Annotated in this window: 11 protein-coding genes; 10 read left to right on the forward strand and 1 reads right to left on the reverse strand. The window is 34.8% G+C overall.

The features are described 5' to 3' along the window. Positions 1-112: 112 nt before the first annotated feature. On the forward strand, positions 113-3,469 hold the full coding sequence (gene mfd / locus AC07N0_RS05310; RefSeq protein WP_494588405.1) for a transcription-repair coupling factor: 3,357 nt from the start codon (positions 113-115) through the stop codon (positions 3,467-3,469). Between the two features lie 208 nt (positions 3,470-3,677). Next, positions 3,678-4,901, forward strand: a complete 1,224-nt coding sequence (gene gldJ / locus AC07N0_RS05315) for a gliding motility lipoprotein GldJ (protein ID WP_492801167.1) — start codon at positions 3,678-3,680, stop codon at positions 4,899-4,901. Positions 4,902-4,950: 49 nt separating this feature from the next. Here gldJ and AC07N0_RS05320 read toward each other — a convergent pair whose 3' ends face one another. Next, on the reverse strand, positions 4,951-5,628 hold the full coding sequence (locus tag AC07N0_RS05320) for a ComF family protein (protein WP_494588376.1): 678 nt from the start codon (positions 5,626-5,628) through the stop codon (positions 4,951-4,953). Positions 5,629-5,716: 88 nt separating this feature from the next. Between AC07N0_RS05320 and AC07N0_RS05325 the strand changes: the two genes are divergently transcribed. The 8 genes from AC07N0_RS05325 (at position 5,717) to AC07N0_RS05360 (ending at position 16,549) form a co-directional block, all read left to right on the forward strand. After that, positions 5,717-6,061 carry a carboxymuconolactone decarboxylase family protein gene (locus AC07N0_RS05325; protein WP_309923592.1) on the forward strand — a complete coding sequence of 115 codons (345 nt, stop codon included), beginning with the start codon at positions 5,717-5,719 and terminating at the stop codon, positions 6,059-6,061. Between the two features lie 138 nt (positions 6,062-6,199). Further along, complete coding sequence (locus AC07N0_RS05330; RefSeq protein WP_494588377.1) at positions 6,200-6,547, forward strand: hypothetical protein; 348 nt, start codon at positions 6,200-6,202, stop codon at positions 6,545-6,547. Next, positions 6,544-7,308: an exodeoxyribonuclease III gene (locus AC07N0_RS05335; RefSeq protein ID WP_494588378.1), complete on the forward strand. Its 765-nt coding sequence runs from the start codon at positions 6,544-6,546 to the stop codon at positions 7,306-7,308. Before AC07N0_RS05330 ends, AC07N0_RS05335 begins: the two co-directional genes overlap by 4 nt. A gap of 141 nt (positions 7,309-7,449) precedes the next feature. Further along, the gene (locus tag AC07N0_RS05340) at positions 7,450-10,800 is read left to right on the forward strand and encodes a DUF4175 family protein (RefSeq protein WP_494588379.1); all 3,351 of its coding nucleotides are present in this window, start codon (positions 7,450-7,452) and stop codon (positions 10,798-10,800) included. Positions 10,801-10,973: 173 nt separating this feature from the next. After that, complete coding sequence (gene ybeY / locus AC07N0_RS05345; protein ID WP_492801172.1) at positions 10,974-11,393, forward strand: rRNA maturation RNase YbeY; 420 nt, start codon at positions 10,974-10,976, stop codon at positions 11,391-11,393. A gap of 498 nt (positions 11,394-11,891) precedes the next feature. Continuing rightward, entirely contained in the window at positions 11,892-13,754 is a 1,863-nt protein-coding gene (gene mnmG, locus AC07N0_RS05350; protein ID WP_494588380.1) for a tRNA uridine-5-carboxymethylaminomethyl(34) synthesis enzyme MnmG, read from the forward strand. Positions 13,755-13,851: 97 nt separating this feature from the next. Next, complete coding sequence (locus tag AC07N0_RS05355) at positions 13,852-14,736, forward strand: class I SAM-dependent methyltransferase (protein WP_494588381.1); 885 nt, start codon at positions 13,852-13,854, stop codon at positions 14,734-14,736. Between the two features lie 181 nt (positions 14,737-14,917). After that, the gene (locus AC07N0_RS05360; RefSeq protein WP_494588382.1) at positions 14,918-16,549 is read left to right on the forward strand and encodes an Ig-like domain-containing domain; all 1,632 of its coding nucleotides are present in this window, start codon (positions 14,918-14,920) and stop codon (positions 16,547-16,549) included.

Here is a 16,549-nt window from a genome sequence, read left to right on the forward strand (position 1 = left end):
AACTAATTAGCTGATTTTAAGGTTAAATTTGTACCGAATTTTTCGCCACGAATTGCTCAGATTTTCACCAATCGGGCGGTTCGTGGCTATTGTTGTTATTGAAGATAAGAATATGCTCGTAAAAGATTTCCTTACCCTGTATCGTGAAGATGGCTTTGTGCAGATGATTGCCGAACAAATTAAAGCTCCCAAAATCTACCCTCATATTCAAATAAAGGGCTTTATTGGTAGTTTGGATGCCGTAGTTGCGTCTGCTTTGCATTTACTTAACGAAAAGCAATCTCACCTTTTTGTGCTTTCCGACCGTGAAGAAGCTGCTTACTTTATTAACGATTTACAAAATTTAGTGGGTGAAGACCGAGTACTGGCTTTTCCGATGTCTTACAAAAAGGCTTATCAATACGAGGAGGTGGATAATGCCAACGTGTTGATGCGTGCTGAAGTATTGAACAAACTCAACAATAATACCGAAGGAGTATTGATTGTTAGTTATCCAGAAGCTCTCTCTGAAAAAGTTATCAATAAACGTTCGTTGACTAAAAATACTTTTACAATTAATGTATCTGAGAAATTGGATACGGCTTTTTTAGGGGAAGTATTGGCTAGTTATGACTTCGAAAAAACGGATTTTGTTTACGAAGCGGGGCAATATTCTATCCGTGGCGGTATTGTAGATGTTTTTAGTTATGCCAATGATTTGCCTTATAGAATTGATTTGTTTGGCGACGAAGTAGAAAGTATCAGAACTTTCGACCCTGAGTCTCAGCTTTCTGTCGAGTCTATTTCTCGTATTAATATCATTCCTGATGTACAAAACAGGTTGATTCAAGAAACACGTGAACCTTTCTTTAATTTCTTACCCGATAATACACGTCTTTGGTTCAAAGATGTGGAATTGACGCTTGAAATTATTGAAAAATCTTTTGAAAAAGTAGAAGCGAATTTCCAAGAAATTATTGCAAAAAGTGGTGGTATCAAAGTTATTTCAGAGCCTAATCAATTATTCGAAACCCGTAGAAGTTTCCTGAATCTGATTAAAGAATTCGGTACGATTGAGTTTGGGAAGAGATTTTATTTTAAATCTGCTCACGAAAAAATCCAGTATCAGGTAAAAGTACAGCCAACTTTTAACAAGGATTTTAAACGATTGGCTGATAATCTTCGTGAAAACCAAGCATTCCATTACACCAATATCATTACGGCAGACTCGCCTAAACAGCTTGAACGACTAGCGACTATCTTTGATGAAATTGATAGAAATGTTCGTTTTCAGGCAATGAATATCTCTTTGCGTGAAGGCTTTATCGACCAGCAAGCTAAAATTGTTTGTTATACCGACCACCAAATTTTTGACCGTTTCCATCGTTTTAGAGAAAAAAGCAAATATTCAAAATCAAAAGCGCTGACTCTCAAAGAATTACGTTCTTTACAAGTTGGCGATTTTGTTACGCACGTCGACTATGGTATCGGTCGCTTTGCAGGATTGGATAGGGTCATGGTGGGTGATTCAGAACAAGAAGCCATCCGATTAATCTATAAAGACAATGATGTATTGATGGTTTCGATACATTCCCTTCATAAAATTGCGAAGTATTCGGGCAAAGAAGGTGGACCACCAATCATGTCGAAATTGGGTTCGCCTGAATGGGAGAACCGTAAATCGAAAGTCAAGAAACAAGTAAAAGACATTGCCAAAGAATTGATTTCGCTGTATGCCAAACGTAGAATGGCGCCTGGTTTTGCTTTTTCTAAAGATACTTTTATGCAGGTAGAACTGGAATCGTCTTTCTTGTACGAAGATACCCCAGACCAAGCAAAATCAACGGCTGATGTAAAAGCCGATATGGAAAAACCACACCCTATGGATAGGCTTGTTTGTGGCGATGTGGGCTTTGGTAAAACCGAAGTAGCTATTAGGGCAGCCTTCAAAGCCGTGGCTGATTCAAAACAAGTGGCTATTTTGGTACCTACTACGGTTTTGGCAATGCAACACTTTAGAACCTTCCGTGACCGTCTCGAGAAATTTCCTTGTCGGGTAGAATATATCAATCGTTTTAAGTCGGATAAACAAATCAAGGAAACTTTGAAAAGAGTAGCTTCTGGCGAAACGGACATCTTGATTGGTACACACAGAATTGTAAATAAAGACGTAGTTTTCAAGAATTTGGGCTTGATGATTATCGATGAAGAACAAAAGTTTGGTGTAAAAGTAAAAGACCGTTTGAAAGAAATGAGGGTAAATATTGATGCCCTGACGCTTACGGCAACCCCTATTCCAAGAACCCTTCATTTTTCATTAATGGGTGCTAGGGATTTGTCTATCATTGCCACGCCTCCGCCAAACAGACAACCTGTTACCACTGAATTACAAATATTTAGTGAAACACTCATTCGTGATGCCGTAAGTTATGAACTAAAAAGAGGAGGACAAGTATATTTTGTGCATAACCGAGTAGGAGAGTTGGAGTCTATCGCCAACCTGATTTTACGCATGGTTCCTGATGCCAAAGTGGGTGTGGCTCATGGACAAATGGAGGGTGATAAGTTGGAAAAAGCGATGATGAATTTTATCGAAGGGCATTACGATGTATTGGTTTCGACCAACATTATCGAAGCTGGTCTTGATATTCCAAATGCCAATACGATTCTTATCAATCACGCTAACCATTTTGGCTTATCCGACCTCCACCAAATGCGTGGTCGTGTGGGACGTTCTAACAAAAAAGCATTCTGCTATTTACTGACGCCCGCCCTTTCATTACTTACCTCAGAGGCTCGTAAAAGATTAAGTGCTTTAGAAGAATTTTCTGATTTGGGTGATGGTTTTAAAGTAGCCATGCGTGATTTAGATATTCGTGGGGCAGGCAATTTATTAGGGGCAGAGCAAAGTGGATTTGTCAATGACTTAGGATATGAACTCTATCACAAGATTTTGGATGAAGCTGTTCAGGAATTAAAAGAGACGGAGTTTAGGGCTTTATTTGAAAAAGATTTAGCCGAAACTGCTGAAAAATTGAAGATTGATTGTCAGATAGAAACAGATATGCAAGTATTGATTCCAGAAAAATATGTATCAAGTATTTCTGAAAGGCTTTCTTTGTATACTCAACTGGATGATATGAAAGATGAGGAAGAATTGGTGAAATTTGAAGCCATGATTACCGACCGTTTTGGACCTATTCCTCCACAAATGTCTGACTTGATTGAAATTGTCCGTGTTCGTTGGATTGCGGAGTCGTTGGGAATGGAAAAAATATTATTAAAAAGTAATAATTTGAAATGTTATTTCGTTCCCTCTGAGAATGAAAAGTATTATAAATCAGCAGTTTTCGGCAAGGTTATTGAATATGTTAAACAACATTCAAGAAAGTGCTCGTTGAAAGAAGTAAAAGGTAAGTTGATGTTGTATTTCGATAAGGTTACATCTATCGAAGAATTTAAATGGATTTTAAAAGAAATTGCTAAATAATAAAGTTTAATATTCTTTATATGTGGCTTTTTATTCGTAATATTCCATTTGTAATCATAAGAATTAATAATCTTTGAATATAAAACCCGCAGAATTTAGACGGTTTAGCATAAATTTGTAGTCTTTTCTGTAAATTGCATCCTTCCTAACTCAGGATATTAACTAGTTTTAAAATTATTCTTATCACGACAATCAAATTAATTAACAGATGAAGTTGTCTCTCAAATTAATGACAATTCTTGTAGCAAGCCTTGCATTGGCAAGTTCTTGTAAATCAAAGAAGTCAACGAGTGTAAAAATAGGCAAGAAAAGTACTGCTACTGGTATTGCTTATAACAAAAAAGGAGGTTTTCAGATTGATAAATCCTTCAAAGGTCAACCAACGGGTCCGAACTTAGTATTTGTAGAAGGCGGACGTTTTACGATGGGAGCTTTAGAAGAGGATGTTGTCAATTCAAGAGATAACTTAGAAAGAACCGTTTCTGTACAGTCATTTTATATGGATGAAACAGAGATTGGTAACGTTCACTATCTTGAATATTTGAATTCGGTCATGAAAGACTCTTCTCAAGAATTCTATGAATCAGCATTGCCTGATACATTGGTTTGGAAAGATGAATTAGCTTTTAACGACTCTTATGTAGAACAATATTTACGTTATCCTGGCTTCCGTATGTATCCAGTTGTGGGTGTATCATGGGTACAAGCTTCTGATTACTGTACTTGGAGAACCGCTGCCGTTAACAACGACATCGCAATGAAAAGCCAGAAAAAGAAAAAAGGTAAAAAAGGTGCTGAAAGCAGAACCACTCCTGTATTTACAGCAGGTCAGCGTTTAGCGATTGAGTCTGGAAAAGTATTACCTGCTTATCGTCTTCCAACTGAAGCAGAGTGGGAATATGCTGCTAAAGCCATGATTGGTACGCAGTATGAAGATGAGAACCAAACTAACCAAAGAATTTATCCTTGGGATGGGCCTAATATGCGTGCTTCACAAGGTAAGAAAAAAGGTTCTATGTTAGCCAACTTCAAACGTGGACGTGGTGACTATGCGGGTATTGCTGGTAAATCAAACGATGGTGCTATCATTACGACTGAAGTTTATACCTATCCAGCTAACGACTTTGGTTTATACCAAATGGCTGGTAACGTAAACGAATGGGTTTATGACTTATACCGTCCGTTATCTTATGAAGACTTCAACGATTTGAACCCTATCCGTAGAAACGATTATCTAGATGTGGCTAAGAACTACGATAGAAAAAACAACAACTCGTTAGTAGACAATAAATCAAGAGTTTACAAAGGTGGTTCATGGGCTGATGTGGCTTATTGGTTAGCACCAGGGACACGTAGATTTATTGATCAAGATTCGTCTACATCAACGATTGGTTTTAGATGTGCGATGATTAGAGCAGGCTCTAATAAATAATATTTTTACCCATTAGGATGGCGGCAGAATTTGATTCTGTCGCCTTTTTTTATGCCATTGCTAGGGTGAGTATGGAAATGTCCTTTACATCGAATTCTTGCAGGCTTAAAACGCATGATTCAAGGGTTGCGCCCGTTGTCAGTGTATCATCAACCACTACTACTTTTTTTCCTCTTAAATATGCTTGATGCTTGACAGCAAAGACGTTGTCCATATTTTGATAGCGCTCTAATCTTGATTTAGTTACTTGTGAGGTCGTGTTGGTAGCCCTTACCAAAATATCATCTCGCCATTCAATATTTAGGCTTTCTGATAATCCTTTAGCAAAACAATCTGACTGATTATATCCCCTGCTAATTAACCTTTTTTTATGCAATGGCACTGGAATAATCAAATCAAAAGCTTCTTCAAAACCATTTTCTCTTAGTTCGGCACCATACCATCTTCCCAGCATTTCACCTACTTCCTGATTACCTTTATATTTCAGCTCATGCATCAAGCGTTGGACTTTGCCACCCTTTATGAATTTTAAATAGCTCATCACATGTTTCAGCTCAACTTTCCCCAAAAATTTCTGCATCAATATATTATCTTTTTCAAGATGTAAATTAGTCTTGGGCAAATCGAATCTGCAATGTGTACAAATTACTTCCTCATTGAGTTGAAGCGGTTCTAAACAAGCCGAACAAATTCTAGGAAAAATTAAGTCTATAAATGCGTTGAACATGATTTGAGCAATGTTGTTAAGGTTAGAAACTGATTACAATTTTTTCTTTGTATTTTGCATACAATTTAACATCAATCAAACAATAATCATGAGTTTAGTCGCAGAATTTAATGAGTATAGAAGCAAGATGAACGATAAAATCTTGTCTTCGGATAATAAAGTAATTAAAAGGATTTTCAATCTGGATACCAATACTTACGCTGAAGGAGCTTTATCTGAAAAAACAAAGGAAATGATGGGGTTATCATGTTCAATGGTTTTGCGTTGTGATGACTGTATCAAATATCACCTTGGAAAATGTTTTGAGTTAGGAGTGACTGATGCGGAAATGCAAGAGATTTTCTCGGTTGCTACCTTAATCGGTGGAACTATTGTTATCCCACATTTGCGTAGAGCAGTTGAGTATTGGGAAGAACTTCGGAGTGCTGAGTAGAGAGTTTTGAGTGCTGAGTTTTGAATGGGGAGTATTTATTTAAAAATTCCATTCATAATTTAAACAAATCACCCATTCACTAAATCACAATTAAATCTCACAGCTCATAGCTGAAAGCTTATAGCTAATTAAAAAAATATGGAAATAGAGAATCTTGCCCAGCAATGGAATATCTTATTAGATAAATTAGAACAATCTCTTGGAAAAAAACCTGCTGATTTAAATGCGGTACTTTTTCTGATTGGCGTTCAAGAACTAGGGAAAGGACATCAGTTTTTTACCAAGGAACAAAAGCAAGACTTAATGCACATTGCTATTTGCAAAGTACTTAGCTATAGTGGTATTTATGCATTAGAAGGTACTGATCAAGACGGTTGGCCACATTGGAAATTGATTCAGCCTTTGCCTTTTGTAAATGTAATCGAACAAGAAAAATTATTGAAAGCTCAAGTTATAGAATATTTTGAAAGGGAAGTTTTTGTATGAAAATTATCACTTATAATGTAAATGGCATTCGTGCTGCCATGAACAAAGGGTTTATCGATTGGTTGAAAGCGAGTAATCCAGACATGGTTTGTTTGCAAGAAATTAAAGCCGAAGAACATCAGATTGACAAACTAGTCTTTGAGGACTTGGGCTATCATGTATATTGGTTTCCAGCCGAAAAAAGAGGGTATAGTGGGGTAGCTATCCTTACTAAGTTCAAACCTAATAACATTGATTTTGGTTGTGGCTTGCCAGACTATGACCGAGAAGGAAGAGTACTTCGTACTGATTTCGACACCTTTTCATTGATGTCTGTTTATATGCCCTCAGGTACTAGTGGCGACGAACGTCAGGGTTTTAAAATGAAATGGCTAGATGATTTTTATGATTATACCGACGACCTTAAAAAGTCAATTCCTAACCTTATTATTTCTGGTGATTATAATATTTGTCATCATCCCATTGATATTCATAATCCTAAATCTAATGCAAATAGTTCAGGTTTTTTGCCTGAAGAAAGAGCTTGGGTTACTAAATTTTTGGATAATGGCTTTATAGATACATTTAGACATTTTAATAAAGAGCCACATCATTACACGTGGTGGAGCTATAGAGCAGGAGCAAGGGGCAAGAATTTGGGCTGGCGTATTGATTATCATTGTGCCACCGAAAGCATGGCAGACAGACTGATTCGTTCGGCTATTTTACCAGAGGCAAAGCATTCTGACCATTGTCCAGTGCTATTAGAAATCGCTATTTAATACATAGGTGAATCAAGCAAGAAAGTATTCAATTGTTTGATTCGCCTTTTCTTTATTAATTAATTTTTCTTAATTCTACATTTTAGGACTTCTTTTTCGTTAGTAATTAAATAAGAATCTTCAGGCTTAAACCTTAGCAATATGACTACTTCACCCATCGCGACTTTACTCATGCGGATTGAAGAATACAAGCAAAAGTATTATCTCAATCGACTTATCAAAGGCAGTATTTTTTCAGCGGCAGTTATCTTGTCCGCTTTTTTGGTTTTTAATGTCCTTGAATATTTCGGTCATTTCGGTACTACTTTCCGCACGATTTTATTCTTTTCTTTTCTATTAGCCTTCTTGATTTCGTGTATTTTTTGGGTGATTAAACCCTTGGTATTTTTATACGGAAAACAGAAACCGCTTTCGAATGAACAAGCAGCCGACCAAATTGGAAAGTATTTCCCAGAAGTAGGTGACAAACTAATTAATACCCTGCAGCTTACCCGAAATATTGATAAAGCACAAAACGAATTGTTGATTGCTTCTATCAAACAGAAGTCTCAGCAACTGGGTATTGTCAAATTTACGGATGCTATTAAGATAAACGATAATAAAAAATACGTAAAGTTTGCGGCCTTGCCTGCTATTCTAATAGTAGGTATCTTGATGTTATATCCTTCGTTTTTCTCAAAAAGTACTGAAAGGATTGTCAACTTCAAAAACGAATACCAAGAAGAAGCACCTTTCAATTTCCTACTTGAAAACAGAAGCTTACAGGCTTTTAAAAATGAAGATTTTACCCTAAATCTTAGCTTACAAGGCAATACTATTCCTGACGCTGTGTATGTAGTTTATAACGACAGAAAGCTGAAAATGGAAACGACAGATAAACGTCATTATACCTATACTTTTTCTAAAATTCAAAATGGTTTCGATTTCCAGTTTGAAGCCGCTGGTTTTAAATCTGGTCAATATGAAGTAGAAATGGTCAACAAACCAAGTTTGGCTTTTTTTGACGTGAATGTAAACTATCCTGCTTATTTGAATAAACCTGATGAATCTTTTAAAAATGTTGGTAACCTAACTGTTCCAGAAGGTACGGCTATCGAATGGGATTTTAATGTTACTAATACCGATTCTATTTCGATGGTTTTTGAAGGTGATAAAAACACTTACCATGCCGATAAAAAACTATTAGGAGGTGGTTTTGACTTTAATAAAAGAGTAAAAGCTTCTGGTACATACAAAGTGTTTCTGAAAAATAAATATGCTTCTAATTCAGACGGTATCAGCTTTTATTTAAATGTTATTCCTGATAAATATCCACAATTAAGTTTAGAGCAATATAAAGATTCTACGCTTTATAATTTAATCGTTTTAGGCGGAAATATTGCTGATGATTATGGTATTAGTCGCCTAGCTATTTTTTATAAAGTACTCAGAAATGGGCAGAACAATCAACAAAATTATGCTAGTTTGGGTTTGCAAGTAAATCCGAACCAAGCGATTCAAAGCTTTTATAAGCAATGGAATCTAGATAGTTTAAAACTGAATCCTTCTGATAGAATAGAATATTACGTGCAGGTTTGGGATAATGATGGTGTCAATGGTGCCAAGTCTACTCGTTCGCAAGTCATGAATTATGCCATTCCCGACAAGCAAGCTATCGATAATCAAATAGAAAACTCTGTTGATAAAACACAAGCCCAATTAGAAAAGACTTTCGAGAAAGCACAGAAACTGCGTAAAGAAATTGCTGCTTTGGAAAATCGTTTGAAAAACAAAAAGGAGTTAGATTATCAAGACAAGAAATTGGCGGAAGAATTGATTAAGAAGAAAGCCGAGTTGATGAACGAAATTAAAAATCTACAAGATGCCAATAAAGATTTGAATGAAAAGCAACAAAGATTCAATGAACAGAAACCAGAAAATCAACAGAAAATGGAAGCACTCCAGAAAATGATGAATGATTTAATGGACCCTGAAACTCAGAAATTGTATGAGGAATTGAAAAAAATGCTTGAACAAAATCCTGATGATAATAAAATGCTTGAACAAATGGATAAGCTCAAAAACAAAGAGCGTAACATGGAAAAAGAATTGGAACGTATGCAGGAGTTATTCAAGAAATTACAATTAGACCAAAAACTGGATAAGAGTATCAAGGATTTGGAAGACCAAGCTAATCAACAAGAGAAGCTTGCTGAGAAAAACGAAGCATTAGATAAGGATAATAAGTCAGAGGCCGATAAACAAAAAGAAGCGGATACTAATCAAAAAGAGCAAGAAAAACTGAGCAAGGCTTTTGAAGAAGTAAAGAAAGATTTGAAGGAAGCGGAAAAGATTAATAAAGAAATGAAAAATGCTGAACCTATGGACATGGGCAAAGAACAGCAAGAAGATATTTCTCAAGATCAAAAGGAAGCGGAAGAAAAATCTGAAAAAGGAGATAATAAAGGTGCATCTCAAAAACAAAAGCAAGCAGCCAAGCAAATGAAGAATTTGGCTCAGCAATTAGCCAAGGAAAAACAGGAACAGGAAATGAAACAAAACGAAGAGAATATGGATGACCTTCGTGATATCCTTGAAAATCTTGTGAAGATTTCGTTAAGCCAAGAAAAGTTGATGAAAGACTTTAGAGGTATGAATCCTTCGGACCCTAGGTTCATTAAACTTTCGCAGGAGCAAATAAAGATACAGGATGATGCAAAAGTGATTGAAGATAGTTTATATGCATTATCGAAAAGGGTCTTACAAATTGAATCTTTCGTAACCCGTGAGATGAGTAATATGAAAGGTTTTATGGCTGATGCTTCAAAACTTATCAAGGATAGAAAATTACCCATGACTACTTCGAAGCAACAATTTGCGATGACATCCATGAATAACCTTGCTTTATTGCTTTCTGATGTATTGAAACAAATGCAGCAAAATCAGCAAATGATGATGCAGAGCGCGGGAAAAGGCAAAACAAAAAGCAAAGGAAAAGGCAAAAGCCTAAGCGAAAGCCAAAAGGAATTGAACCAGCAAATGCAACAGACCATGCAAAAAGGTGAGAAAGGGCAAGGGGGCGTTTCGGAACAATTAGCTAAAATGGCTAGAGAACAAGCTCAAATCAGGAAGATGCTCCAAGAGTTTTTGGATAATAATAAAGGAACTGATAAAGGCAAAGGCTTGGGAAATGAAATAAAAGAGATGATGAAGAAAATGGAAGAAAGCGAAACTGACTTGGTAAACAAACGCCTGAATCCGAATTTAATGAAACGTCAACAAGAATTATTGACTCGTTTGCTTGAATCAGAGAAAGCTATGCAAGAACAAGAAGAAGAGCAAAAACGTAAAGCTGAATCAGCTCGACAAGATTTAGCAAGGAAGGTTCCTCCACAGTTTCAGCAATATGTTAAAGATAAACAAAAGCAAACAGAGTTGCTTCGTACTGTACCACCCAACTTGAATCAGTATTATAAACAACAAGTTGATAATTACTTCAAACAAATCAATTAATCAAAACGGGTCTTGGATTTTATCTAAGACCCGTTTCTTTTTTCTTCTAGTACTATATCTCTGCCTTTCTACACATTTCCTTCTTTCTCTCTAAGTAGCTGATATTCACAAGCTGAATTTTATATTGTATCTTTGTGAACGAATTATTTCAAACTTAATAATGTTATTACACAATGATTGTTTTTTTTAACGAGGATGTTGATTTTAAATTTAGCCAGAAAAACCAGTTAAAAGCTTGGTTAAAAAAAGTGGCTGAATTAGAGGGCTTTAAGGTTGGAGACCTCAACTATATATTTTGTTCGGATGAGTATCTTCATAAAATCAATGTTGAGTATTTAGAGCATGACACCTATACTGACATCATTACCTTTGATAATTCTGAAGAAGAAGAAATGATTGAGGGTGATATTTTTGTAAGTATTGAAAGGGTAAAAGAGAATTCTCAAGAATTAAAAACCGAGTTTCTTGATGAATTTAAGCGTGTGTTAGTTCACGGACTTTTACATCTTTGTGGTTATGATGATTTTTCAGATGAAGATGAAGCACAAATGAGAGAGATCGAAAGTAAATATATTTTAATTTTCAATAGTTGAATTTTTATATTTTATTCAAACACTCCACGTGGAACACTTGTAAAAAACACGCATTTTTTACAACTCATTTAAAACGTTCATAATTTCAATTATTTGGTTTTAAATAATCATTACAGTGGCTAAAGTATTTGTTTATAGATAAAAATATACAAAGCTATAGTATTACTTGAATAGGACATAGTCAGAGAATAGAAAAAGAATAGTCCTCGAATTGCATGGTCTAAATAATCATTATTAAATAACTAAAAACAGATTCAAGGTAATATAAGATTAATTATGGCTATGAAATGACATAAGATGATGAAATAAGTAGATATTAGATATGTTTCACAGGCTACTGAATAAGAGGGATTAATATTAGTTCTAGTAAGCCATTAGTAACAAAAATAAGGAGTTACATTAATTATCTTAAACAGCATACTATTGGCCATTATTAGAGAAAATAAAACAAGAAGTTAAAAACAAGTATAAAAGTAGATTCAAATATCAATTAATAATATGTACAAAGAATATGATGTTATCGTAGTAGGAGCTGGTCATGCTGGTTGTGAAGCCGCTCACGCAGCAGCAACGATGGGCTCGAAGGTATTACTCGTTACGATGAATATGAATACCATTGCTCAAATGTCTTGTAATCCAGCCATGGGTGGTGTGGCTAAAGGACAAATTGTGCGTGAAGTAGATGCTTTGGGTGGAATGTCAGGAATTATTTCTGATAAAACCATGATTCAATTTAGAATGCTGAATCGTTCTAAGGGACCAGCTATGTGGTCACCTAGATGCCAATCGGATAGAATGAGGTTTGCGGAAGAATGGCGTTTGGCTTTGGAAAGAAACACTAATGTGGATTTTTGGCAGGAAATGGTTTCTGGTCTGTTAGTGGAAGATAATAAAGTATTAGGTGTAAAAACTCAATTAGGCATTGAATTCAAAGCTAAATCTGTTGTATTGACCAATGGAACATTCTTGAATGGATTGATTCATATTGGTGAAAAAAACTTTGGTGGTGGTAGAACAGCCGAAGGAAAAGCAACTGGTATTACTGAACAATTGGTACAGTTAGGCTTTGAAGCTGGTAGAATGAAAACTGGTACCCCACCAAGAGTAGATGGTAGAAGCTTGGATTATACTAAAATGGAAGAACAAAGAGGAGATGAAAATCCAAGTAAGTTTTCTTATTTAGATACGCCTTCTTTAACTGAGCAAAGAAGCTGTTGGATTACCTATACTAATCAAGAAGTACATGATGTATTAAAAACAGGTTTTGAAAAATCTCCTATGTTTGCGGGTAGAATAAAGGGATTAGGGCCAAGATACTGTCCGTCGGTAGAAGATAAAATCAATCGTTTTGCTGATAAAGATAGACATCAAATTTTTGTTGAACCAGAAGGCTGGCATACTGTAGAGGTTTATGTTAATGGGTTTTCAACTTCATTACCAGAAGATGTACAGTATGAAGCATTAAAAAAGATTCCTGGTTTTGAAAATGTAAGAATGTTCCGTCCTGGCTATGCGATAGAATATGATTTCTTCCCACCAACGCAATTAAAGCAAACATTAGAAACCAAACTGATTCAGCATTTATTCTTTGCAGGACAGATTAATGGGACAACAGGATATGAAGAAGCGGCTTGTCAAGGTTTAATGGCTGGGATAAATGCCCATCAAAAAGCACAAGACTTACCAGAGTTTACTTTATCTCGTTCAGAAGCTTATATTGGCGTTTTAATAGACGATTTAATTAATAAGGGTACAGAAGAGCCTTACAGAATGTTTACGTCAAGAGCAGAATATAGAACGTTGCTCAGACAAGACAATGCTGATATTCGCTTAACAGAGAGGGGACACTCAATTGGGTTGGCTTCAGAAGAAAGATTAAATAATGTTAATAATAAAAAAGAGCAAACAGCAGTATTAATTAATGGATTGAAATCATTGAAAGTAAAACCTGAAGAAGTAAATCCTGTGTTGGAAACGATTGGTACAGCGTTGTTAAGAGAAGGAACACCTATCATTAATTTATTGAAACGCCCAGATATTGATGTTCAAAAGTTGAAAACATTATCTCCAGAAGTAGGGGCTTATTTAGCTAATTTTAAAGATGAAATTTTGGAACAAGCTGAAATCAATGTGAAATATGAAAGCTACATTGAAAAAGAGCAAGTAATGGTTAATAAACTGTTGAAATTTGAAAACCTTAAGATTCCAGCAAGTTTTGATTATGCTAACTTAAAGGCTATTTCAAACGAAGGCCGTCAAAAACTATCAAGGATAAGACCAGCCACTATTGGTCAAGCTTCAAGGATTAGCGGTGTATCGCCTTCTGATGTTTCTGTTCTGATGCTTTATATGGACAGATAAATAGTGATAATAATAAATACAAAAGACTTGTAAGCAATGGTTATCGTAAACCAAAACCTTACAAGTCTTTTTTGTACCTTTGTGAAAATTAACAACCATGGAAAAAATAAGCACTTGCCCAGTCTGTCAACAAAGTTCATTTAGTCATTATCTTACTGTTAAAGATTATACAGTAAGCCAAGAAGAATTCGAAATCGTCAATTGTAATACTTGTGGGTTTAAATTTACCAATCCTCGCCCTGAGATAGATAAAATAGGCGCATATTATAAAGCTGAATCTTATATCTCGCATACTAATACTTCTAAGGGACTTATTGCTAAAATTTATCATTCTGTTAGAAAATATACGCTAAAAGGTAAATTAGAATTAGTTAATACATTGTATCCTGCAAAAGGCAAATTGCTAGATGTAGGCTGTGGAACGGGGATGTTTTTGAATGTATGCAAAGAAAATGGTTGGAAAGTATTTGGTATTGAACCAGACGATGATGCAAGGGCAATTGCAGAACAAATTAATCAATCTACTATCAAGACTGATGTATTGAGTTCATTCCAAAATGAGCAATTTAACATCATTTCTTTGTGGCATGTTTTAGAACATGTGCATCAATTAAATGAAACGATTGATTGGTTATATGAAAGACTCGCTGTGGATGGTTCGTTGATTATAGCTGTACCTAATCATGAATCAGAAGATGCCGCTATTTATGGCAATAAATGGGCAGCCTATGATGTTCCCAGACATTTGTATCATTTCTCTCAAAAGACAATAAAGCAACTTTTTGAACAACATAACTTCCTTTTGGAAGAAACCCTCCCTATGAAGTTTGATTCCTTCTATGTTTCGATGTTGAGTACTAAGTATCAAACAGGGAAAATCAACTATTTCAAAGCCTTTGTAGATGGTTTGAAATCTAATATCAAAGCTGAAAGTAATCAACAAAATTATTCAAGCTTAATTTACATATTTAAGAAGAATTAACATTTTTCAGACACTTTTCCACAGCCCTCAGAGTTTAACAAACACTGAGGGTTTCTTTTTGTAAAATGGTCAACATTTCAATAAACCAATTTTTTTAAGCAATTTTGGGTTAATTAAAGGGAGTTTTCCAGATTTAAGCCATTGGCATTTATTTTATCCACAAAGTTTTCAACATATTAACATGAAAGTGAAGAATTTAGTCTTGATAAGTTTTCTTAGTTTTATACTCATCGAAATCCTCTTTAGTTGTGCACAAATCGTAGCACCAACAGGTGGCAAAAAAGATACATTAGCTCCCGTTATCGTTAAAACATTGCCGAATAATCAAGCAACCAATTTTTCAGGAAAAGTAATTCAATTAGAATTTAATGAATATGTAACGGTTGATAATATCCAACAGCAATTATTGATTACCCCAAATATTGAAGGTGCTTATCAAACCAAGGCATTGCCAAGAGGTGTAAGACTCACTTTTGAAAAACCTTTCAAATCAAATACTACTTATAGTTTAAATTTCAGAAATGCTATAAAGGATATTACAGAAAGGAACATTGCTAAAAATATAAGATTGGTTTTCAGTACTGGAAAAATTATTGATTCATTGATTGTAAGCGGTAAAGTATTTAATCCACAAATCAATAAACCAATTTTGGATATGACCGTCGGTTTATACACCTATTCTGATACATTGAATCCTAAAAAAGAAAAACCTTATTACTTTACAAAAACAGATAGCTCGGGTGTTTTCAAAATTGAAAATGTAGCTTCTGGCAAATACAGAATTTATGCGATTGCCGATGCTAATAATAATCTATTGTATGAGGAAGCCAAAGAATTAATAGGTTTTGTAAAAGATACGATTGACTTAAAAAGTAATTTATCGAACCTAGAAATCAATATGGCTAAGATGGATAAAAGTCCAAATAAAGTAGCTAAAACCAGAAATACAGCTAACTACTATTATATAGAATATAGTAAAGGGATAAAAAATGTAAAAATTGACTTTTTAGGCAGAAAAGATACGCTGGCTTATCAACAAATTGACAGTAAAAACCTAAGAATATATAATACTATCAACACTATCGATACTGTAAAGGTAAAAGTATCGGTTACCGATTCATTACATAGGGTATTTACACATGACCAAAAAATTAAATTTAGGGTAAAAGGCAAAAAGGATGAAAGTGTTAAAGAGGAGTTTAGTACGAAAATAACGCCTACTAATAATGAGGACATAGATTTAAAGGATGTGGGTTATACTATCAATTTTTCAAAACCTATTATTCAATATGATATTAGTAAAATTGAAATCATGAATGATACACTTATTAAGGTACCTATTACTGAAAAAGACATTACATGGAGCCAAGGAAAAACGAAATTGCATATCCAGAAAAATGATAAAAAACCGAAGGAATTTGTAAGAATCCGTATTCCAAAAGGAACATTCATATCACTTGAAAATGATAGTACTTCTAACATTGAAAGTTTTCACTCAATCAGAGATCCTGAGAATTATGGTATCATCGAAGGGGAAGTTAAGAACCCCAACAAAAAGCATTTTATTATTCAATTATTGAATGAACGAAATGAGGTAATTGAAAAAGTGGACAACGTATTGAAATACGAATTTGCCTTTCTTAAAGCAGGTATTTATTATGTAAGATTGATTGTGGATGAAAATCAGAATTCTCGTTGGGATGAAGGCGACTGGCAGACCAATACTCTACCAGAAAAAATAATCTATAATCCGAACAAGATTAAATTGAAACAAAATTTCGTTCTATCTGGAAATGACTTTACAATTGACTAA

The organism is Arcicella sp. GW821-FHT09D11, assembly GCF_059416265.1.